Genomic DNA, 22,748 nt, shown 5'->3' with positions numbered 1-22,748 from the left:
CATAAACATTATGAATTAAATAAAAAATAAAATATTGGATACAAAAATGACAGAACTCAGTACAAGTGAATTAAATCCTTTTCCATCTTCAAATCAATATCAAACAGCGACGAGTAAAGCCGATCATCCTTTATCACCTGAAGGACGTTTTGGTCGCCTGTCTTATTTAGCTTGGTTATTCATCATTGGTATGATCTATAGCTGTGTTTTAGGCATTACTGTTGCGCTCGGACTATTTGCAGTTTTTACTTCAGCTGAACGTAGTTTTGATGTGCTATTTAGTTCTGCCTTAGGCATTAGTGCTATCGTTTTAGCTGTTGTATCTATCATTGCAATGTTTGTTGCCATGATCTGTATTACTATCAGACGTTTACATGATTTAAATAAAAGTGGTTGGTTATGTTTAGTTTTTCTTATCCCACTTGTTGGCACAATTTTCAGTATTTATGTGATGGCTGCCAAAGGCACACAGGGTGAGAATAATTACGGTATTAAACGCCCGACTGAACAAACGGAAAAAGTGATAGGCAGTTTATACTTAGTGCTAATGATCGTGTATTTACTGGTTATGATACCCGTTATGCTCAATATGCAAGGCATGATGAACAATATGGCCCAAGCTCAACTCGAAGAACAAGCCATGATGTCTGAAGGTGAACCAGACATGAGTGATGAAGAGCTAGCCGCATATTTACAACAACTTGAACAACAAAGCGGCGAAGAATTAGCGTATGCAGACGTTGAAAGTGTTGTAATTGCAGAAACCGATACAACAAATAATGAACACGCTATAGCTGCTGCCGAAGCTGCCGTTGAGTAAATAGCATTGCTATGCTGCAAAACGATCATGTAAAGATTTAATTTTTCATCTTTCAAGTGATTAAAAAGCCAATATTCGTATTGGCTTTTTTATGTATGACCACTTATCTCGGATATTACCCATTCACTTGTACATTAAAATGAAAAGGCGTAAAGTTGCCTTAAATATAGTTACCCTAGTTAACCATTGTGAATTCTCTACTCGGATTCCGTTCTTCATTATTGCGCTGCGCACGTATGATGAGTGACGAAGTCAATACACTCCTCCTTCCATATCAACTGAATTATTCCCTATGGCAAGTTATGTTTGTCATTCGTGAAAAAGGCGGTTGTACATCCATTGAAATGGCTGAATATTTAAATGTTTCAAAGCCTTCTATAGCGAAACGTGTACATGCACTTACAGCCTTAAATGTTTTAATTCATGTTGAAACTGAAGATAAACGACAAAAAAAACTAATACTAAGCCCACAGGGTGAAGACCTATTTAAACAATGCTCTGTTGAAATTGATCATTTTGAAAAAGCATTGATCAGTCAATTTCTCCCCAATGATATACAGCAATCAGTCAGTATCTTTAATCGTATTATCCAGACATTAGAATGCGCAAAATTAGGTGAAGATCATGCAAAATAATGCCGCCTTATGGACACGCAATTTTATATTAGTGAGTGCAATCAATTTCCAGTTGGTACTGACATTTTATCTTTTGGTTGTGGTGATTGTCGGTTATGCCGTAGCAGAACTTGGCGCAACTACCGCACAAGCTGGTTTAATTTCAGGCCTATTTATTGTCGGTACGTTAGTGGGACGACTGCTGGTTGGTAAATTTCTTGAGCGCTTTGGACGAAAAACTACTTTAATTGTTGGTCTGACAGGATTCTTACTTTTCTCTGGTCTGTACTTTATCCCTTTTGGCGTCAGCATGCTGCTCTTTGTGCGCTTTATGCATGGCTTTATGATGGGTATGGCATCAACAGTACTCGGTACAATCATTGCGCAAATTCTACCTGCATCACGCCGTGGTGAAGGCATTGGCTATTACAGCATGAGTAGTACTTTAGGTACGGCGATTGGCCCTTTCCTTGCTATTTGGATGATGCTCAATGTCGGATATCAATCCATTTTTGTTGTTTCAACAGTCATCGCTGTATGCTGTTTAGTTGTTGCTTGGCTGATACAAGTTCCTGATATACCTAAAACCAATAAAGCTGTCGAAACTGTTGTCGCTGCGAAAAAGCCAAACTGGTTTTCTCAATTTGTAGAACCTAATGCAGTACCCATTTCGTTAATCATGTTATTCGCCTCAATATGTTATTCAGGCGTACTATCATTTATTAATTTTTATGCCAAAGAAATTAATTTAGTTGAAACAGCTTCTTTTTTCTTTTTAATGTACGCCATTGCGATTTTGATTTCGCGTCCTTTTACAGGGCCTTTAATGGATCGGAAAGGTGAAAATATTATTATCTATCCTGCATTTATAATTATGGGTATTGCCCTCATTTTACTCAGTATCACGCATAGTTCTTGGATGCTGTTACTCTGCGCAGGTTTACTTGGCTTGGGATATGGCAATATTCAATCAGTCTGTCAAACCATCGCTGTGAAAAGTGCACCACTTGAACGTATGGGTTTTGCCACATCAACATTCTTCATTTTCCTTGATGCTGGACTTGGTTTTGGACCTTACTTCATTGGCATGTTGCTTGACTACATAGGTTATGAGCAATTGTATTTATATAGCGCTTTTGCTGCTTTTAGCTGTATTTTGGCATATTACCTCTTACATGGCCGCCAATCTTCAAAAAATGTGTTGGCCAATGAATGATCAAATTTTAAGTTTTCTATACTGCAAACCGTCGACTAAATCGTCGGCGATATTCCAACGGGGTTAGCCCCGTTTTTTTATGGAATAATCGTCGAAATGAGCTTGGGTCGCTATAACCCACTTGTTGCATAATTAAATCTACAGCTTGATCTGTTTCCTCCAAACGCTTTCGTGCTGCTTCTACCCGTATCGCTTGTAAATATTGATTTGGCGCAACATCCAACGCATTTTTAAAGTGTCGTATTAAGGTTCTTGTTGTGATGTTAAAGGTTTTAGCAATGTCTTCCAGTGCAATATTCTGATGAAAATGACACGCTAAATAATCTTGAATTTTCTGTACCAATTCATCTTGATGGGGTTTCGCAATCTTGAGTAAAGAATAAGACAATTGGCTGTCTCTGCGATAATCAATGACAAAGGATTTAGCAGACTGAATTGCGATATCAAAACCATAGAAACGCTCAATCAAATGTAGCCCTAAATCAAACCATGCAAGACCACCACCCGCACAATAAATATTTTGATCATGGCTAATTAATTGATCAGTGTTCAACTTGACCAAAGGATAACGTTCACTAAACATTTGTCGAAAGCCCCAATGCGTCGTTGCATGTCTTTCATTAAGCAAGCCTGCCTCAGCTAAAAAAAAGTTGCCCGTACAATTTCCTGCAATGAGCCGATCTACCGGATATTTTTTTAAAAAGTCGATTAATCTCTCATTACGTTGCAAAACATCATTAATTGCTGCCCCAATGGTCGGAACAATCAACACATCAGCTAGATTAATGTCTTGAAATGCAAGATCAGCATGCAGTTTGATACCGTTAATACATTGAATGGCTTGACCATCTTGTGTTGCAATTTGCACTTCAAATAACCGCTGCACATTTTGTTTTTGAATACGATTCCAACTCACACCTGCCATAGCAAATAGGTCTACTACGCCTGTAATTGCTGAGGCCAGAGCACCATCAAAAGCCAAAATCACAATTTTTTTCATTCTAATAGCAACTCGTTTTGTCATTTTTAACACTATAAGTGTCAATATTGACAATCCTAAGGCTAGCTGGCAACTGCTAATCTGTAAGCATTCGAGTCAATTACAATATTTTAGGTTATTGCCATGACGCAGCTTATTAATGATAAAGATTTAAATTTTTTACTTTATGACGTTTTTAAAGCACAGGAACTGATCCAATTCCCTCGCTTTGCAGAACATGATGTAGAAACTTTTAATAGCATTTTAGAAACTGCTCATGGCATCGCCAATGATTTTTTTGCTCCCCATAATGCTAAAGCCGATCATGATGAACCAAGTTTTGATGGCAAAACAGTTACGACAATTGCTGAAGTGAAAACCGCTTGGAAACAATTTGCCGATGCAGGTTTACTCTGCGCTCAACATGAATACGAACTCGGTGGCATGCAATTGCCAACATTAATCAATATGGCTGCCAATGCTTACTTCATGTCGGCAAATCCATCTACTGTGGCATATTCATTTTTAACAGCAGCCGCAGCAAATGTCATTCAGGCTTTTGGTACCACTGAACAAAAAAATACTTTCGTTCCTCATATGTTCCGTGGTCGTTTCTCAGGCACGATGGCACTGACAGAGCCTGACGTAGGTTCATCGTTGGGTGATTTGACGACAAAAGCCATTCCACTAGCAGATGGCAGCTATTCAATTAAAGGTCAGAAAATGTTTATTTCTGGCGGTGACCAAGATATTACTGAAAATATTGTTCACTTGGTCTTGGCTCGAATACAAGATGCACCACAAGGTGTAAAAGGTATTTCTTTATTTATCGTGCCAAAATTTAAAACGCATGCAGATGGCACTTTAGGCGAACACAATGATGTACATCTTGCTGGCCTACTCCATAAAATGGGCTACCGTGGTACAACATCAACCGTATTAAGTTTTGGCGAACATGAGCAATGTCATGGCTATTTAATTGGTGAAGCAGGTTCGGGTCTTAAATATATGTTTAAGATGATGAACGAAGCACGTGTTGGGGTGGGACTTGGGGCAGCGATGATTGGTTATCGTGGCTATTTAGAATCCCTTGAGTACGCAAAAAATCGACCACAAGGCCGTATCGTCTCAGACAAAAATCCTGCAGCAAAACCTGTCAACATCATTCAACATACAGATGTTAAACGCATGCTTTTAGCTCAAAAGTCCTATGTTGAAGGTGCATTGGCACTTTGTTTATTTGCAGCACGTTTAATTGATGAGCATCAAGCCAATCAGAATGAAGATGCCGCTATTTTACTGGACCTAATTACTCCAGTGGTAAAATCATTCCCTTCTGCCTATGGCCCCAAAGCCAATGATTTAGCAATTCAAGTCTTGGGCGGTGCGGGCTATACCCGTGAATACCCGATTGAACAATGTTATCGCGACAACCGTTTAAACCCAATTCATGAGGGTACTTTTGGTATTCAATCACTTGATTTATTGGGCCGTAAGTTATGGCAGCACAATAGTAAAGGTCTAATATTGTTAATGCAGCGTATGCAAAACACTATTGCTGAAGCTCAAGATGAACGTGTGAAACCACTTGCTGCATTATTTCAAAAACATCTGGCAATAGTACAAGCAACCACGCAACGTTTAGGCAAAGTATTAATACAAGGTCAGGTTGATCAAGCACTTGCAAACTCAGCGCTTTATCTCGACATGATGGGTAAAGTTATTATCTCATGGCTTTGGCTGGACATGGCAAACAAGGCTGTTGCCACATTTCAGCAATCAGAGCTTGAGGAAGATCAAAACTTTATGGCGGGAAAATTGCAAGCTGCGCAATACTTTATACGCTGGGAACTTCCTGAAATTGAACATCAAGCACAGTTATTAAATGAGCTCGATGACACTTGCCTAAATATGCAAGAAAGTTGGTTCTAAGCACCAGTTTAGCTCTATCCTCAATGAGCTAAAACGGACAATGTTTTTTTATGGATGAAAAGCATTGTCCAACCTCTATACATAAAAAGAGCTGCAAATGCAGCTCTTTCTCTATTCATCGACTATGTTGTATTCAACGATTATTGAAAAACCTTAAAACGTTCAGCATCATCGATGTAGCCTTTGTCTTTTGCTTCACCTTCTACAGAACCAAATACCAACTGAGCACGAAGTTTCCAATGAGCAGGAATGTCCCATTCAGCATGTACTTGTTCATCGACAATTGGGTTGTAATGTTGAAGTGATGCTCCTAAGCCTTCGGTATGTAAAGCTGTCCACGTTGCAAATTGTGCAATTGCTGTAGAATGTTCTGCCCAAATTGGGAAGTTTTCAGCATACGAAGGAAATTGCGCTTGTAGGTTTTTTACGACATCTAGGTCTTCAAAGAACAATACTGTACCCACACCAGCAGCGAAACTTGCCATTTTCGCAGTGGTTTTTGCAGCACTTTCCTCATCTTTTGCATAAGACTTTAATTTATCTGCCACTAAAGCCCAGAATTTTTCATTTTCACCATTAAACAAAATCACTGCACGTGAAGATTGCGAGTTGAATGATGATGGACTTTGTTTAATTGCATGTTGAATCAAATCAGTTAGATATTCTGGCGTTTGACTTACATTTTTACCAATTGCATAGATCGTACGGCGTTTGGTAATTAGATCAATAAACTGATTTGACATAGTTATAAAGTCCTTATCGAAATGATATATGTAAATGAGCCTAAAATAAGGCGAGTGATATTCATATGAAATGCAAATTACATTCCAAATTTGACCATCTATTAAAAAGTTGCCAAACATTGACCACTATGAAGTAGCGATAAATACTTGTAAATCTGATGTTCTGCTGTAGATATTAAAAATCCTCCTAAGTGGAGGATTTTTACATTATTAGAATTTGGCTTCTAGCACTTGGCTTGGGACTTGATGTTTCCAAAGCTCACGTAAAGTTGGAAGATAGAATTTTTCACCTAATTCAACTAATTCTGCATCGATCAAACCATGTACTTCGTGCATAAATAGATAATCAAGTTCAACTGTTTGTAATTTTGCTTGAGCTTTTTTAAAGTCTTTGCGTTTTTGCTGGGCTTTTTTAACTAAGTTGTCTGCATATGCACGGTCTTTATACTGTGCAATTGCATTTAAACGTAGCTCAATCACGCCCCAACCACTAAGCAATAATTTGAATTTTTCAAAATCAGTGGTAGTAGATTCCCAGCTCATTTCATCAAGATTTTCATTTTCAGGCAATACTGGTAGCAAAAGCTCCATTACACTCGGAAAAATCTTTTTAAAATTTAAGACAAATTTAACAGGATGCTCGCCCGGATAGTCTTTAAATTGAACTTGCTTTTGGGCATCTGTTAAATAAATGGTGAGCATTGGGGGAAATCCTTAGATAAAACACTGTCTTGCAAAATTTTATTCAAACAAATGTTAAATAGAAACGAAAACAGAAAAAGAAAGGCATTTTAACAAGTATGACAGTTAATTCAATGCTAAAGCTAAATAACAATTGCGAGCGTTGTTCAAAATGTTAATTTGAGCAAAAATTAAAAAGTAGAAACCACATTTTCAAAATGGTTTCTACTCCGAATCACAATTTATATTGTTTTCGATATCACGCTTACTTATTTGGTATTTGGCGAAACCATCTGCTCAGGACGAACCACTTCATCAAACTGTTCAGCTGTTACCAGTCCAAGTTCAACAGCAACTTGTTTTAAGGTTTTTCCTTCTTTATAAGCAGTTTTAGCCACTTTTGCAGCATTTTCATAACCAATCACTGGATTTAAAGCAGTAACCAGCATTAATGAATCATGCAAAAAGTGATCAATTTTTTCACGGTTTGGTTCAATACCAACGGCACAGTGATCATTAAAACTGTTACACGCATCGCCTAATAATTGAATCGATTGCAATAAGTTAAATGCAATGACAGGCATGAATACATTTAACTCAAAGTTACCCGAAGCACCTGCGACATTAATTGTCGTGTCATTACCCAAAACTTGAGCTACAACCATAGTCATCGCTTCACTTTGCGTTGGGTTTACTTTACCCGGCATGATACTTGATCCAGGTTCGTTCTCGGGAATCCGTAATTCACCGAAACCACAACGTGGGCCACTCGCTAACCAACGAACATCGTTTGCAATTTTATTCAAACTTACCGCAAGTGTTTTCAATGCGCCTGATGTAAAAACAGCCGCATCGCGCCCTGCCAGTGCTTCAAATTTATTTGGCGCAGTAACAAATGGTAAGCCTGTTTGTTTTGCCAATTCTTCTGCTGCAGTTACAGCATAATCAGGATGAGCATTCAATCCTGTTCCGACAGCTGTACCACCTAATGGCAGTTCGTACAAACCCTCTAGCGCTTGATTTAAACGTTTTAAACCGTGATCTAATTGCGATACATAACCGCTAAATTCCTGACCCAAGGTTAAAGGCGTTGCATCCTGTAAATGTGTACGACCAATTTTGACAATGTCTTTAAAATCATTGGATTTTGCATCTAAAGTATTGCGCAGTTTTGTGACCGCAGGTATCAATAATTCATTAATTTGCAGACTAGCTGCCACATGAATTGCTGTTGGGAAAGAGTCATTGGTAGATTGCGCACGGTTGACATGGTCATTTGGGTGTACTGGCTTTTGTGCACCAAGTGGATTACCTAATTTTTGGTTGGCAATATTAGCGATTACTTCGTTACAGTTCATGTTACTTTGCGTACCAGAACCTGTTTGCCATACAACCAAAGGAAATTGAGAGTCCCAATGCCCTGAAATGACTTCCTCAGCAGCATTAACAATATATCCCGAAAGTTCTTGAGGAATTTGCCCCAGTGCAGCATTGGTAATTGCTGCAGACTTCTTCACTAGCCCCATCGCACGGATCATGGGACGTGGTAAACGTTCACCGCCAATTTTAAAATTTTGCAAACTACGCTGAGTTTGTGCACCCCACATTGCCTCACTTGGTACTTCAACGTCACCCATCGTGTCATGTTCAATACGTGTTTGCATCTTCTCATTTCCTTATCGAAATATTTAAAACTTAGAAAATCATTTCACGTTATAACAGCGTGTAGATCAATTCATTCGTTATAGTTTATGTAAATGTTAAAGACTTGTAAATGATAATTATTATCAATAATAAGTGGTTTATTTGATAATAGTAATCGCAAAGAGTTAAGCGGTTAAAAATTACGAATAAAGCCTCAGCAATGGAATTATTTTAGCTGAACTCTTATGAACCACAATTAGGCAAAGCTCTATATTTATAAATTATCAATAAAATATATGTCTTAACCTAACTCACTGACCTCTTAAGGTTTGTTGGTAAAAGCGCCATTCATCCTCAAGCATTTTTTTCAAACTATGATCAGCTTTCCAATTCAACTGTTTCTCGGCTTTTTCAACATTCGCACCCAATTGGTCAAATTCTTCATTTGGGTAATATGTTGACTCTATCGTTTTAATACTCGACTGGGTAACCTCGGATATTTCATCCAATAAATGTTGTATAGAGATCAATTCACCTGCAATATTGTAGGCCTCACAAACATTATGTTGTGAAGCTAAAGACTCTAAGCAGAGCCAAACTGCTTTACAACAATCGAGCACATGTAAAAAACTGCGCTCAGCTGTGCCATCCTCAGTCTTAGCCTGCTTACGTAATTCAATATATTCACGTTGCATTGCCCCCACCTGCATAGCCAGCGGCACGATATTTTTGGGTAAGGGTGCAACAAACTCGCCAAGTACAGCATGCTCAAATGCACCTGCGATATTGCTTAAGCGCAATATGCCTATTTTCCACTCATTATCGGTACGTGCCGTATCTCGTATGATTTCTTCAACCATCTGTTGAGATTTTACATAGGGATTTGGGTAGGTAAAATTGAATGGTGTATCTTCAGCGAGTTCAGCTGATGATTGACCGTATACCGCAAGGCTTGATAGATGTACTAAATTTCTAACGCCAGTACGCTGCATGGCACGCAATAAACTCATGATACAACTGACATTATCATTATAATATTCAAGGGGTTTAAGTACAGATTCTTCAAGCGATTTAAATCCAGCTGCATGTACAACTGCCGTGACAGAATATTGTTCGAAAACTTTATTTAAAGCGGGAGTATTACGGATATCAAGTTTTACAAAAGGCACATACATGCCCGAAATGTATTCCAATCTTTCAAGTATTTGTAAGTTAGCATTCGATAAATTATCGACAATAATAACTTCTCGTCCTTGAGCCAATAAACTCAAGGCAATATGCGAGCCTATAAAGCCTAAACCACCAGTCACTAAAATCATTGTTTAGCTACTCCTTATAGTTATCAGTATTTTACAGTTTAATTTTGTCTTTTTGGTGTTATTCAAAACGTATCCACAGAGAATAAAAAAACTTAAAAACCGACTTAAAACTTCACTTAAATCGGTTAATCTGCAAGCGAATTCTATAATTATTTTAATAGTTTGAAATGTTGCATATGTAGGAGTTATGAGTATCAACTGTATTGGATTTACGATAAAAAACCGCCCGAAGGCGGTTTTTTATAAATCGATGAGGATCTATTGATTTTTTGAGCGAACTAAATTTAAGAAGTGCAAATGTCGTTCATATTGATCAATCACATCTTGTAAAAGGTCTTCTTGTGTCCAATCAATAATGTCATAGTTTTGCCCACCTTCTCTTAAAAATACTTCAGCTTGATAGTCCTGCTGAGTTTCTTTCGAATCCATCATAAAGCTAGGCGTATTTTTCTCTTGCACCACGACTTGATAAATAAAATTTATCTCATCCTGATGGTTTACACGTAATTGCAGACCATCATCAATATTTTGAATAGATACATCTAGATGACGGCGCTTAAATTCATTTTGCAAATTTGTAAAAGCGGGTCTTACCGTTTGATCAATATACCTTTCTACTTCTTCGCGTGTATGCGGGTAATGCATGATAAGGCCTAAACGCTGCTGCCAACTTCTTGGATTTTGAATTGCCCTTGGGGTAATACGCGCATCTTGTAATGCCTGCATTTTTGTTGCATCTAAATGCAGTGCCTTTACCAGGCCCCAGCAAATCAAAAGCATCACAAATGTAAACGGTAATGCGCTCAACATGGTCGCTGATTGCAAGGCACCTAAACCACCAGCGAATAAAAGTACAATGGCAAGGACAGCCATTAATGTAGTCCAAAACAAACGCTGCCATGTCGGCGAATTTTCAGATTTCGCAGTTAAATAATCTGTCACTAACGCACCAGAGTCCGCTGATGTCACAAAGAACAGCATGACCAAAATCGTCGCAATAAAACTCATTACACCTGAGAATGGTAAGGTATGTAAAAACTCAAAAAGTGCTACAGATGAATCTCGCTGTACAGCACTAACAAGGGAGGTATTCGCTTCATTTAGAATGCTAAAAAGTGCAGCATTACCCATCACCCCCATCCAGATCAGGGTAAAACCTGTTGGGATCAGTAAAACACCGACAATAAACTCACGGATCGTACGACCTTCAGACACACGGGCAATAAACATGCCTACGAATGGTGACCATGAAATCCACCATGCCCAATACATGATTGTCCAGCCACCAATCCAACCATCAGATTGATATGCGTAGAGGTTAAAGGTCATATTGAATAAATTAGAGAAATACTGACCTGCATTTTGTATGGTGGTTTGTAAAATGAAGATGGTTGAACTTGCAAAAAATACAAACAATAAAAGAACTAGGGCTAACCCTAAATTAATCTCTGATAATCTTTTGATACCCTTGTCTAAGCCCATAAATACTGACAACGAAGCCATACCCGTCACAATCACAATGAGGATAAGCTGCGTAGTCGTGGAGTATTCAATACCAAAAAGATAATTAAGACCTGAGTTTATTTGAGTAACACCAAAGCCAAGTGTGGTCGCAACGCCAAATACAGTGCCGATTGTTGCAAATGTATCAACCCCATCACCAATGGGACCATAGATTTTTTTTCCAATAAGTGGATATAAAGCAGAACGAATTTTTAAAGGTAAATTATGTCTATAAGCAAAGTAAGCTAAAGCCAAGCCAACAATAGTATAGATTGCCCACGCATGTAGGCCCCAGTGGAAGAAAGTTACTCGCATGGCTTGCTGTGCAGATTGAATTGTTTCAGGTTCGCCTGTCGGTGGTGAAACATAATGCATCACAGGTTCAGCAACACCAAAGAACATTAAGCCAATACCCATACCTGCGGTAAATAGCATGGCAAACCAAGAGCTATTGCTATATTTCGGTTGGCTGTGATCTAGACCAAGTTTAATTTTACCCATGCTCGAACAAGCAATATAAATGAGTACAATTAAAAATATCGCTACAGAGAGTACATAGAACCAGCTAAATGAGTCTGTTACCCATTGATTGAGCTGTTTTGTAATTAAATCAAAAGCATTGGGAGCTAAAAAAACAATGGCAATAAAAATGCCGATAATTAGCACAGTACTAATAAATACATTTGGATTCACATTGGAATACCATGACGGTTTCAATGAAGACATACCTTCCCTTTTCCGTTTTACTTGTAAGACAGATCTAAATTGATCAAAAAAGATATCCGCCAGATGCGGAAAAAACAGGCTTGTAATGATGAGACTGGCAATTTTTTCTCATTTCTTTGTAAATACTCAAAATATTTATCAATAAAAATGAAAAAATTATGGCTGACTCGATCAAAGCCATTGCTTAGAATCTGTACATGTTATCACATTTATAGATGAATAATCTAAAATCAAGTAATAAAGCAAATTAAGACAGCCGTATAGAATATGCCCACTTAAATATTTTATTACTATTTATCAATATCTTGTTTTAAAAAATTTGTTTTCTTAAATCTTATAATACTCTTTAAGTAGTTTACCAATATTCATTATTTGGGTTATTTATACTCACTGTGCATACCACCACATTCATCAACAACGTATTGGAAATGAGCATAATCACTCATCATAAATGAGATATACAGATATTAATAAAAAGCATTGTATAATGACGTTTTCTTATCAAGTCAGAATGAGCTGCAAGTATAGCTGCTTATTTCTAAAGTGAATTTCGATGAGTACTTTATTACTAATTACCTCCTCACCAACTTCAATTCATGCTTGGCATGCATTTGGCCTTGCACAAGCTTTGAAACAAAAAAATGAAAGCTTTCGGGTTTTCTTTTATCAAGATGGTGTCAATGTAGCAAACGCCCTGCAATGGGTACCTGACGATCAGCGTAAACTCACAAGCGAATGGCAAAAGCTTGAGATCCGGCTACCTGTTTGTGTGAGTGCAGCCTTAGCACGAGGAATTAGCGATGCAGAAAATGCGCAGCGACATAACTTACAGCAACATAACCTTGCAGATCAGTTTGAACTGGTTGGTTTAGGTGAACTTGCAGATGCCGTGCAATCTGCTGACCGCTTAATTCAATTCTAAGTCTCAAATTTCCAAATATTTGTTGGATTTAATAGGAATATTTTGTGAAAACTGTACTCGTTGTACTCACCCATGCAAATCTAGCAAGTTTACAAGTGCATGAGAGCTTATCTGCCACCATGGTATTGGCTACATTTGGTTGTGATGTAAAAGTACTACTTAAAGATGCTGCCCTAAGCCTATTACAAACAGATCAACAATTTGATCAGTTAAAGCATGCCTTTAAACTTGCTTCAAACATGGTTGATAGTTTTGAGTTTTATGATTTAACACCAATACTCATTGAGCAAAAAAATACTCAACACCCATTTGTTCAAAAATCTGAACAAGAACTTGAATTTATCGAATTCAACACTGAATTCGTTCAGCGTTTTGACCATATCTTGTATTGGTGAGTGAGTAATAATCTATGTCAAACAATAGTCTTTATCTTGTACAGTCTTGTTATTCCAATACATTACAACATATACAGCAATTACAAAGTGTCTATACCACTGGCGATGCCTTAGTCCTCATGGGTGAAGCTGTCTTACATATTGCGGATGAACAAATACAAAAGTTAGGAACGTGTTTTGTATTAGACAACGACGCACAAATATTAGGTTGCGATGTTCACTTTAACCATATGCATGTCTGTACTTATGCAGAATTTGCGGACTTGTGTTTAAAATATCAACGTTGTATTACACTTAAATAAGTACTCATATTGTATTGAGTATTTAAAGAAATATCGGAAATAATATGAATCTCGAACTTGATCAAGATGGTCATTTAGTCGATTACACTATTTGGAATGAAGCCGTAGCCCAAGAATTGGCAAATACTTTAGACCTGCAACTCAGCCCTTGGCATTATGAAATTTTACAAGGTGTACGTCAGTTCTATCAACAATTTGGACATTCGCCTGCAACACGTCCACTGATTAAATATTTAATGAAAACAATTAGTGCTGATATTAACAATGCACTACTACAAGAGAGATTTAATACAGGCCTAGTTGCTCGACATTTAAGCCGACTTGCGGGCGTTCCAAAACCAGCAAACTGCTTATAATTTGATATTATAATGTCTGTTTATAAACTTAAATATTAAGTATTTAGCTAATTCAAAAATTAGAAATCAAGCCTGTTTGAGTTGATTCATAGCATTGAAATAGGCTTGAGTAAATACGGGTTTTACTTGCTTTGCCTGTATTTGCTCACCACAGCATGAACACACCATCACAGGTTTAAATGTTTGACCACAACGCTTGTGAACATATTCAACTGGCGAGCCTTTACCGCCATCCATATATTGATCAGCCCAATGAGTCATTGCTAACAATATCGGATATAGATCCAAACCTTTTTGAGTCAGGCGATATTCAAAACGTTCTTGCCGGTCAATATATGGTTGTTTAACTAAAATATCTTCTTCAACCAGTCGCTTTAATCGATCTGATAAAACATGGCGTGTCACACCTAAATTTTCTTGAAAATCGTCAAAACGGCGAATCCCCATAAAGGCGTTACGAATGATGAGCATGGTCCAACGATCACCCAGCACAGATTGTGCCCGTGCAATTGAACACGGCTGTTGTCCAATGTCTTCCCATTTCATCTTTAAATTACGCCTGTTAATAAACCCTATATGAACAAATTAATCCATTCATCAGCTTTTTGCAAAAACATTCATTTGCTTCGTGTTCTTTTGATAAAAGATAAAATGAAGTGGGGTTTGTTAAATTGAAGGCTTTATGATGCTAGACAGAACTATTGACTGTATATCTCCTAAGGAGTTAAAGTTCCAGAATAATTACTTTCGACATAGATCAATTAAAAAGACTTTCCACAATAAAAATCCCTTAACTATCGATCAATGATATCGCCACCCTATGATGGCTTAACTTAAAAAACTTCTGAAATACGTCTTGTACAGACTCATACGCTCTCATCATTATTTCCATGTTAGAAATGGATCTGATCTTTATTATCTTCAATGATTTCAAGCCATGCTCTTGTGGATGGACTCATCGCAACCGTCGTATTCCAGGCCATGTTTAAGGTCCAGTTTAAATTTGGATTTTCCAGTACACTTACATTGTATTTATCATGATCAAGCTGATCACAATAAATTTTAGGTAAAAGCGCAATACCGACATTTGATTCGACCATTTTTGCAATGAAGTCCCATTGACTACTTTTACACACGACATTCGGTTCAAAACCAACATAGTTTGAAGCTTGAATAATCATATTATTCAGCGTGAACGTATCGGCATACAATAGAAAAGACTCTTCTTTAAGTTCAATCAGTGACACTTTGTTTCTATTGCGCCATTGCGATTCTTTACGTGAAAGTAAACAAAGTGGTGAGTCCATAATTTGAATACCACTTAGTACGGGTTTTAAATGTCCGAGAATAATCCCCACATCAATTTGTTTTTTTAAAATGGCGTCTTCAATTCCATTCGCACCTACCTCAAAAAAACTTAACTCAATATTAGGATATTGCTTATGAAACTGTGCTATCAAGGTACTTAATAACACCGAACCTAATGGTGGCAAGCCGATGGTGAGCTTTCCTTGTTTTAAAGCTCTGACCTGCGCCACAGTTTCAAACATACGTTGTTGCTCATTTAAAATAACCAACGCATGCTGATATATTTGCTCACCCATGTAAGTCAATTGTGCTTCACGTTTACGCCCCGCATCTCCTTTATGGAATAAAGGAACGCCAATTTCTTCTTCTAACTGTCGTATTAACTTACTAATCGTAGGTTGAGTGACAAATAGGCTCTCTGCTGCATGACTAAAACTTTGCTTTTGTACAATAGTGACAAAGACTTTGAGATTCTTAAAATCCATATTATTCCATTTAGGCATAATTTATATTTAATTATTCATAATTATACATCCGACACACTTTTAAAATAGCTCTATCTCCTTTGTACCAATTGCTTTTCTCCTCATGGATACTCAAAACACGCCTTCGCGATTTATTTCTTTGGCAAAAACACTTTCTCAACTTGGCCTACTAATCTTTATTTGGTGGCTCGGTACATGTATTCAAAGCTGGTTTAACTTACCGATTTCTGGCGGTGTTATTGGTTTGTTATTACTACTGGCTGCATTATTAAGTGGCATTTTTAAGATGCATTGGATTAAACAAGGGACTGACTTCATTTTGGCAGAACTGGTTTTGTTTTTTATTCCATGTGTAGTCGGTTTGATAAAATATAAGGCGTTATTTTTGACTTCGGGATGGCAATTGGTATTGTCTGTTGTACTTGGTACACTTTGCGTCATGGTCATAACAGCATTTACGGTCGCCCTCGGCTTTAAATTAGAAAAAAAATTAAACGGAAGAAAAAACAAAGCATCTAATGAACATGATGCAATCGACGTCAATACAGCAGGTAAAACACTATGAATTTCATGCAATTCGATAGTATGTCTGTATTATGTTTTGTAATGACCTTAATCGGCTATGTGCTGGTTAAAAAATTGCATCGCAGATTCCCCTATATGCTGTTTTCGCCAGCACTTTTTGTACCCTTTCTACTGATCGTATTCATGACCATTTTCCATGTATCTTACGATACCTATATGCAAGAAAGTCAGTGGATTGTTTGGATGTTGGGGCCAGCAACTGTAGCTTTTGCTATCCCCATTTATGAATATCGCCAAGTGATTCATAAGCACGCCATCAGTATTTGTTTAGGTATCGTGTTTGGAATGCTAGCAGGTGTGATCAGTGCTTTTTACTTGGCTAAAATATTTCATTTTGATCAAGAAACATCGTTCAGTTTGATGGCACGTTCAATCTCTACCCCTTTCGCAATGGAGCTAACCAATAATATTGGCGGTTCTGTCGAATTAGTGATTCTATTCACCATGATTACGGGTATTGCAGGTGTGGCGTTGGCAGATCTCGTTTTAGCAGGACTAAAACTACATTCTCGCTTTGCACAAGGTGCCGCGTTAGGCAATGCAGCACATGGTTTTGGTACGAGTAAAGCCTTTATGCGTCATAAGGAAGAAGGCGTCGCAGCCTGTTTAAGCATGGTGCTTGCTGGCGTATTTATGGTTTTACTTGGCCCGTCAATTATTCACTTAGTGGTTTATGCTCTGGGCTAAATTTGATCTATTTTTGATGCCTTTTTAATTTTAAGAATGTTTCTTTAAGCCTTGACTGAATCAAGGCTTTTTTTATTGAAGATATTAAATCTTGAAATTTTCACTACAATTTTTTTCCTGACCTTCAGCTGCCTAAAATCAAAATTTAAGCTGAGTGTTTTTCTTTTTAGTTTTAACTCGAATAACCCATTAATGAAGCATTGATTTTAAAATGATTAAATAGCAAACAAACAGTTTATTTGGCTAAAACTGTCATTATGGTCAAGATAAATCTAAATATGTTTTATAAATCATAAATATACAAATGTACTTTTATTATTTTTCATTTTATTTTAGATACTTACAATTTATTAAGCCCTTTCATATAAATTTATTTATGGTATTTTTCACGCGTTAATTTTTCGGGGTATCCCATATGAAACGCACGGCGATCCACACTGCCATATTCCTTAGCCTATTTTCTACTACAACGATTTATGCAGGCGGACTTGATCGCTCAGGCCAATCAATTAGTGCGTTTCTTCAACCGGGTAATTATGCTGAAGCGGGTATTTCCGTGCTTGATCCAAGCGTATCGGGTCAAGATAAATTTGGAAATTCAGCACCTAATATGGCGGGAGATTACTATTTCCCTGCTGCAGCTATTAAAGTCCAAGCGACGGATCATATTACTTTGGGTTTGATTTATGACCAGCCTTATGGTGCAGATGCTGAATACAGCGGTGATAATGCTTTTGTCGCAAAACCGACAGATAAAATTGTCGATGGTTTGAATTACACCACGGGTATGGTCGGTTCAACAGCTCAAGGTGGTACGTCGGTTCAAGTCAAAACAGAAAATATTTCAATGCTGATTGGTTACCAACCTAATGAAAATTGGAATATTTATGCAGGTCCGATGTATCAGTCTGTAAATGGTAGCGTGAAATTGCGTGGTGAGCTTTATTCCGTATTAAACGGTTATGATTTAGAAACTGGTACGGACTGGTCTTGGGGTTGGCTAGCAGGTGCTGCTTATCAAATTCCTGAAATAGCCCTGAAAGCCTCAATTACATATCGTTCTGAAGTCAAACATAAAATAGATGCCTATGAAAATTTTGGCTTGGACACAGATGCTGTAGCAGGTGTTGTTCCTTTCTTGCGTCAGGCAAGCCAGGCAGACGGAAACTTTAGTTTTTCTACTCCACAATCGGTTAACCTTGATTTCCAAACTGGCATCATGGCAAATACCATTGCCTTTGCAAATTTACGTTGGGTGAATTGGTCAAACTTTGAGGTTCGTCCAAATAAATTTGGTCTTGTCTCATCTGCCGTAGGTCAAATGAAACCTGAGATTAACAAACCGAATGGTTTTAATCTAATTGACTATAAAGATGATCAAATCTCTGTGACTGTGGGTGTTGCACGTAAATTTAATGATCACTGGGGTGCCAATATCTCTGTCGGTTATGACACTGGTGCAGGTAATCCCGTAACAACACTTGGCCCAACTGAAGGCTATTGGTCTGTGGGTACAGGTGTACGTTTCAACCCTGCAAAAAATTACTTTATTGGTGCAGGCGTTAAATATTTCTGGTTAGGCGATGCTGATGCTGTTACTGGTGCACACACTGAAGCCGGTAAATTTAGTGACAACCATGCGATTGGTTATGGTTTAAATATTGGTTATTCATTCTAATTCTTAAAAAATAATATATTGAGATGTAAAAAAGGACTTCAGCTGAAGTCCTTTTTTACGAATATTTTTTGGTGTTTAAATTTTACAATTATCCAACCACATTACTTTCGATTCTATAAAAAGTTAATTGACCCAATAATGCAATCCAATCACAAATGCAATCAAACTCGATAATTCAGAAATTTCAATTGCTGCGCCAATGGTATCACCAGTAACACCGCCTATACGCTGAATAAACTTGAGGCGCAAATAGACTAAGGTCAAAACAAAAACCACAAGGCAGATCATCCCAAGCCACGAAAAGTAAAAACTAGCCGCTAAGCATAGTACAAAAACCACCAATGCCCATGTTCTCGGTATATATTCGGCCAGCGATGAACCCAAGCCTTTTTCACGAACATATTGGGTGGTGAGAAATAGAAACAGCGGCGCGAGCCTGCCTAAAATTGGAAATAATATCAACGCCAAAAATTGCTGCTTTTGCAGTAATACATAAATGGCTGACCATTTTAGCAAGCAAATAATGACTAGACTCAGCACACCAATCGGGCCACAGGCGGGGTCTTTCATAATTTTTAAAGTACGTTCAGCATCACCAAAACCGCCGACCCACGCGTCTGCAGTATCTGCCATACCATCTAAATGCAAACCACCTGTCAGCCAGATCCAGACAACCAAAATAATACTGCTGAGCAGAATAATCGGCAGGCTTTGTAGTGTAAACGCGAGCAGCGCTAATATGCCGCCAATGATCAATCCCACCACAGGATAAAACAGCAAAGATTGACCATTTTGGTGTTTGCTCGGCATGGCTTTGAGTTGGATGGGAAACGTCGTCAAAAACTGTAAAGCAATAAAAAATGGCATCATTTTCTTTGCTCCCAAAGACGAATATGCGCTGCATCGTAAATGCTAAACGCGTTCAGCTGCCCCAATTCAGCAGTCATTTTTAACAAATCATCCAACGGTTTTTGCTCGGCCAAACATTTTAAAAGCTTGATCACGCCGCCATGCGAAACCAACAATACGCGCTGCCATGCATTTTTCTGCGTAAGCTTTACGATTTGTTGAATGCCTAAATCTATGCGCTGTTGAAACTGTTGCATGCTTTCTGCATTTGGTGGCGTATATGTACTTGGACTTTGCCAAAACTGTGACAACAGTTCAGGACTTTGTTGATAAATTTGCTCGGTAGACACCGCTTCCCAATCACCAAAATGCATTTCTTGAAATTGCGCATTTTGAAATACAGGAGTATCTAATTGCTTAGATAAGTCCTGAGCAAATAAACGACAACGCTGCAAATCTGAAGTAAATATGGCATCCCAAGCTGGCTGACTTTTCGCATTAATTTCATGCAATGCAGTAGTGATCGTTTGCTGCATTTGCTGCCAGCCATACTCTGTCAATGCATCATCGGTTGAGCCACGTAATGTATGGCTCAACTCGGTTTCGCCATGACGCAGAATATCTAAACGGAAATGTTCCATTTAAACTTTTTCACCAATGACGGCAGCTTGAGCAAAAGTTGCCATATTGTTATGCAGGCTGCATGCCAAGCGAATCACGCCTAATGCTGCGCCCGCACCGCTGCCTTCACCTAAACGTAAATTCAACTTGAGTAATGGATTTGCATTCAGTTCTGATAATAAACGCACATGACCGTACTCCGCTGACTGATGTCCAAACAGCATCCAATCACGCACGGCAGGATTCAGGCGCACCGCAAGTAACGCAGATACCGTGGTAATAAAGCCATCGACCACCATCGGCATGCCCAATTGCGCACAGCGTATATAAGCACCGGTCATAGCGGCAATTTCTAAACCGCCCACAGCACACAACGCTTTGAATGCATCATTTTCAACATAGTCTCTATGCAATGCTAAAGCCTGATCAATGACCTGCTTTTTATGTGCTAATTGTTCAGCGCGAATACCTGTTCCCACACCAGTTAATTTTTCTGCAGGTTCATTGAGTAAAAAGCAAGCCACTGCTGACGCTGAACAGGTATTACCAATACCCATCTCCCCAGCGACATAAATAGACGCCCCCGCGGCTACAGCATCTTCAACGCTTTTACGCCCAAGGTTTAAAGCTTGTAGACATTGCGCTTCGGTCATTGCTACAGTTTTGGCAAAATTTTCTGTGCCCTGTGCAATGCAATAGCGCTCCACACCTGCATATTCGTATGCTTCACCCACAGAACCACAGTCAATCACTTGCAGTTTGGCTTGGTATTCTTTGGCAATTACACTGATACATGCACCACCAGTCGTAAAGTTTTGCAACATCTGGCGAGTTACCGCTTGCGGATAGGCTGAAATATTTTCTTCCATTACCCCATGGTCGCCTGCAAAGATGGTGATCCATGGTAAATCAACTTGAGGTTTTACAGTATTTTGTAGCGCAGCAAGTTGAACTGCGGTATTTTCCAATTCAGAAAGTGAGCCCGTTGGTTTGGTCAGTTGTAACTGATGTGCTTCAGCCTGTTGTTTTGCGTCAATACTTGGTTGTTTACATGCTTCAAGCCACCAGCTCATTTACTTTCTCCTTTTAACACTATAGGAAAACCGGCCACACAAAACACAACGTGGTCAGCAATCTGACCAAGTTGTTGATGTAAGCGGCCAGATTCATCGACAAATTTACGACTGAGTTGCCCCATAGGTACAACGCCTAGTCCAGTTTCATTACTGACTAAAATAATTTCGGATTTTAAGGTCGGAAGCACTTCAAGTAATTTTTGGCATTGCTGCGACTGAAAATCTTTCTGTTCATTCAATAATAAATTACTCATCCACAAAGTCATGCAGTCCACCAAAATAAGTTGATTGGCTTGATCAATTTGCACTAGGCGATCGGCTAAATACAGCGGTTCTTCAACCAGACCCCAATCTGTAGGACGGTCTGCTTGGTGATGCTGTATTCGCTCACGCATTTCATCGTCATAGGCTTGCGCTGTCGCAACATACGTTACACTTAAGCCACTGTCTTTGGCTTTTTGTTCAGCCAATCGGCTTTTTCCTGAACGTGCGCCACCTAGTATCAATTGAATCATGCTATTTGCTGTTCCTTGTCTAAGCCGTGAATATGAGCGAACAATGGATATTGTTCATAAACAGTTAATGGGCCTTGTAAGAGCTGCGCCTGATAACTACCAAAACTTAACTGGTGAAAATCAATATTAAATTGCTGTTGTTGCAGTTTAGCAATACGCGCAAATACGTCATCACTGTTCATTGCATGTTTATATAAACCCAATGTGATGTGCGGACAATATTCGATAGGTGCAATTTCATCGCTATTCATATTTAAGCATTGTCGAATCTGCGCGAGTTGTTCGAAATCATCCTGAATTTCAATAAATAAAGCACTTTGAAAACTATTAATTTGACCTGTTTTCAATTGAATATTCGTGAAGGATAAGTGCTGAAGCTGTCGCTGCTGTTGTTTGAATTGTTGCTCGGAAAAATTATCGTTATACGTACTTTTTTCAGCGGCTAGAATGGCATCAGCAGTATTCAACGCATTAAAAAAACCGCAAATAAACAAAGTTATATGAAATTGACGCGTGTTCGGCGTATATAAAATATCCGAGAAATGCTCTCTAATTGTAGCTAAATATGCCAATAAATCAGGATCGAGTATTTCTAAATACCATAACGCATAATGCTCACGTCCCAAATGCCACGCAGGATAGTCCTGATTCAGCGTAGGAACGACTGGCATTGATGGTTTAAGAAACACGACTTAATCACTTGAAAATTAATACTGTTTATTAAAACATGAAATGAAATCGACTTGACTGGTTTTTGATTTAGTAATATTCATCTAAAACTGAATTTCATTC

The 22,748-nt window shown here is 38.3% G+C and carries 24 protein-coding genes; 11 read left to right on the top strand and 13 right to left on the bottom strand.

All coding sequences use genetic code 11. The features are described from left to right. The first annotated feature begins 46 nt into the window (after positions 1-46). The 3 genes from A9J31_RS12595 to A9J31_RS12585 all read left to right on the top strand — a co-directional run bounded on the left by A9J31_RS12595 (position 47) and on the right by A9J31_RS12585 (position 2,650). The gene (locus tag A9J31_RS12595) at positions 47-820 is read left to right on the top strand and encodes a DUF805 domain-containing protein (protein ID WP_067766483.1); all 774 of its coding nucleotides are present in this window, start codon (positions 47-49) and stop codon (positions 818-820) included. 239 nt (positions 821-1,059) lie between these two features. After that, a complete protein-coding gene (locus A9J31_RS12590; protein ID WP_245668236.1) occupies positions 1,060-1,455 on the top strand; it encodes a helix-turn-helix domain-containing protein in 396 nt (131 codons plus the stop codon). Further along, the gene (locus A9J31_RS12585; RefSeq protein WP_067766477.1) at positions 1,445-2,650 is read left to right on the top strand and encodes an MFS transporter; all 1,206 of its coding nucleotides are present in this window, start codon (positions 1,445-1,447) and stop codon (positions 2,648-2,650) included. Before A9J31_RS12590 ends, A9J31_RS12585 begins: the two co-directional genes overlap by 11 nt. A gap of 16 nt (positions 2,651-2,666) precedes the next feature. Here the strand turns inward: A9J31_RS12585 and A9J31_RS12580 are convergent, their stop codons facing one another. Beyond that, positions 2,667-3,650: a GlxA family transcriptional regulator gene (locus A9J31_RS12580; protein ID WP_067766990.1), complete on the bottom strand. Its 984-nt coding sequence runs from the start codon at positions 3,648-3,650 to the stop codon at positions 2,667-2,669. A 123-nt stretch (positions 3,651-3,773) separates the two neighbouring features. Between A9J31_RS12580 and A9J31_RS12575 the strand changes: the two genes are divergently transcribed. Beyond that, positions 3,774-5,561, top strand: coding sequence for an acyl-CoA dehydrogenase (locus A9J31_RS12575; protein WP_067766474.1), 1,788 nt, complete (start codon positions 3,774-3,776; stop codon positions 5,559-5,561). A gap of 140 nt (positions 5,562-5,701) precedes the next feature. On the opposite strand, the gene A9J31_RS12570 is transcribed toward A9J31_RS12575, so the two are convergent. The 5 genes from A9J31_RS12570 to A9J31_RS12550 form a co-directional block, all read right to left on the bottom strand. Continuing rightward, on the bottom strand, positions 5,702-6,304 hold the full coding sequence (locus tag A9J31_RS12570) for a nitroreductase family protein (RefSeq protein ID WP_067766472.1): 603 nt from the start codon (positions 6,302-6,304) through the stop codon (positions 5,702-5,704). Between the two features lie 210 nt (positions 6,305-6,514). Then, on the bottom strand, positions 6,515-7,006 hold the full coding sequence (locus A9J31_RS12565; RefSeq protein ID WP_067766469.1) for a hypothetical protein: 492 nt from the start codon (positions 7,004-7,006) through the stop codon (positions 6,515-6,517). Between the two features lie 248 nt (positions 7,007-7,254). Next, positions 7,255-8,649, bottom strand: coding sequence for a class II fumarate hydratase (fumC, locus tag A9J31_RS12560; RefSeq protein WP_067766466.1), 1,395 nt, complete (start codon positions 8,647-8,649; stop codon positions 7,255-7,257). A gap of 291 nt (positions 8,650-8,940) precedes the next feature. Beyond that, entirely contained in the window at positions 8,941-9,948 is a 1,008-nt protein-coding gene (locus A9J31_RS12555) for an NAD-dependent epimerase/dehydratase family protein (RefSeq protein ID WP_067766463.1), read from the bottom strand. A 258-nt stretch (positions 9,949-10,206) separates the two neighbouring features. Continuing rightward, complete coding sequence (locus tag A9J31_RS12550) at positions 10,207-12,177, bottom strand: BCCT family transporter (RefSeq protein WP_067766460.1); 1,971 nt, start codon at positions 12,175-12,177, stop codon at positions 10,207-10,209. A gap of 553 nt (positions 12,178-12,730) precedes the next feature. Between A9J31_RS12550 and tusD the strand changes: the two genes are divergently transcribed. The 4 genes from tusD to A9J31_RS12530 are packed head-to-tail and all read left to right on the top strand — an operon-like array spanning position 12,731 to position 14,152. Continuing rightward, the gene (tusD, locus tag A9J31_RS12545; protein ID WP_067766457.1) at positions 12,731-13,099 is read left to right on the top strand and encodes a sulfurtransferase complex subunit TusD; all 369 of its coding nucleotides are present in this window, start codon (positions 12,731-12,733) and stop codon (positions 13,097-13,099) included. Between the two features lie 44 nt (positions 13,100-13,143). Further along, complete coding sequence (locus tag A9J31_RS12540) at positions 13,144-13,494, top strand: hypothetical protein (RefSeq protein ID WP_067766454.1); 351 nt, start codon at positions 13,144-13,146, stop codon at positions 13,492-13,494. A gap of 14 nt (positions 13,495-13,508) precedes the next feature. Further along, complete coding sequence (locus A9J31_RS12535) at positions 13,509-13,796, top strand: DsrH/TusB family sulfur metabolism protein (protein WP_067766451.1); 288 nt, start codon at positions 13,509-13,511, stop codon at positions 13,794-13,796. Between the two features lie 44 nt (positions 13,797-13,840). Then, positions 13,841-14,152 (top strand): TusE/DsrC/DsvC family sulfur relay protein, encoded by a 312-nt coding sequence (locus tag A9J31_RS12530; RefSeq protein WP_067766448.1) that lies wholly within the window; start codon positions 13,841-13,843, stop codon positions 14,150-14,152. 66 nt (positions 14,153-14,218) lie between these two features. Here the strand turns inward: A9J31_RS12530 and A9J31_RS12525 are convergent, their stop codons facing one another. Together A9J31_RS12525 and A9J31_RS12520 are read right to left on the bottom strand one after the other, a co-directional pair. After that, a complete protein-coding gene (locus A9J31_RS12525; protein WP_067766445.1) occupies positions 14,219-14,698 on the bottom strand; it encodes a winged helix-turn-helix transcriptional regulator in 480 nt (159 codons plus the stop codon). A 347-nt stretch (positions 14,699-15,045) separates the two neighbouring features. Then, complete coding sequence (locus A9J31_RS12520; RefSeq protein ID WP_067766442.1) at positions 15,046-15,945, bottom strand: LysR family transcriptional regulator; 900 nt, start codon at positions 15,943-15,945, stop codon at positions 15,046-15,048. Positions 15,946-16,048: 103 nt separating this feature from the next. Here A9J31_RS12520 and A9J31_RS12515 point away from each other — a divergent pair, with 103 nt between their 5' ends. The 3 genes from A9J31_RS12515 (at position 16,049) to A9J31_RS12505 (ending at position 18,895) form a co-directional block, all read left to right on the top strand. Next, entirely contained in the window at positions 16,049-16,510 is a 462-nt protein-coding gene (locus A9J31_RS12515) for a CidA/LrgA family protein (protein ID WP_067766440.1), read from the top strand. Between the two features lie 41 nt (positions 16,511-16,551). Next, positions 16,552-17,217: an LrgB family protein gene (locus tag A9J31_RS12510; protein WP_373685021.1), complete on the top strand. Its 666-nt coding sequence runs from the start codon at positions 16,552-16,554 to the stop codon at positions 17,215-17,217. A gap of 415 nt (positions 17,218-17,632) precedes the next feature. Then, positions 17,633-18,895, top strand: coding sequence for an OmpP1/FadL family transporter (locus tag A9J31_RS12505; RefSeq protein WP_067766437.1), 1,263 nt, complete (start codon positions 17,633-17,635; stop codon positions 18,893-18,895). A gap of 123 nt (positions 18,896-19,018) precedes the next feature. On the opposite strand, the gene A9J31_RS12500 is transcribed toward A9J31_RS12505, so the two are convergent. From A9J31_RS12500 to A9J31_RS12480, 5 genes are read right to left on the bottom strand one after another with little or no spacing between them, the layout of a single operon-like run. Continuing rightward, positions 19,019-19,765 (bottom strand): adenosylcobinamide-GDP ribazoletransferase, encoded by a 747-nt coding sequence (locus A9J31_RS12500; RefSeq protein WP_067766435.1) that lies wholly within the window; start codon positions 19,763-19,765, stop codon positions 19,019-19,021. Next, on the bottom strand, positions 19,762-20,385 hold the full coding sequence (locus A9J31_RS12495) for a histidine phosphatase family protein (protein WP_067766432.1): 624 nt from the start codon (positions 20,383-20,385) through the stop codon (positions 19,762-19,764). Before A9J31_RS12495 ends, A9J31_RS12500 begins: the two co-directional genes overlap by 4 nt. Continuing rightward, entirely contained in the window at positions 20,386-21,438 is a 1,053-nt protein-coding gene (cobT, locus tag A9J31_RS12490) for a nicotinate-nucleotide--dimethylbenzimidazole phosphoribosyltransferase (protein ID WP_067766429.1), read from the bottom strand. Further along, the gene (gene cobU / locus A9J31_RS12485) at positions 21,435-21,956 is read right to left on the bottom strand and encodes a bifunctional adenosylcobinamide kinase/adenosylcobinamide-phosphate guanylyltransferase (protein WP_067766426.1); all 522 of its coding nucleotides are present in this window, start codon (positions 21,954-21,956) and stop codon (positions 21,435-21,437) included. The genes cobT and cobU overlap by 4 nt, the downstream gene beginning before the upstream one ends. Then, entirely contained in the window at positions 21,953-22,645 is a 693-nt protein-coding gene (locus A9J31_RS12480; RefSeq protein WP_245668234.1) for a 2'-5' RNA ligase family protein, read from the bottom strand. The genes cobU and A9J31_RS12480 overlap by 4 nt, the downstream gene beginning before the upstream one ends. Between the last annotated feature and the right edge of the window lie 103 nt (positions 22,646-22,748).

The organism is Acinetobacter gandensis (genome assembly GCF_001678755.1).
Lineage (GTDB): Bacteria > Pseudomonadota > Gammaproteobacteria > Pseudomonadales > Moraxellaceae > Acinetobacter > Acinetobacter gandensis.
The sequence above is the reverse complement of the archived record's forward strand: the minus strand, read 5'-3'. Positions and strand labels throughout refer to the sequence as shown.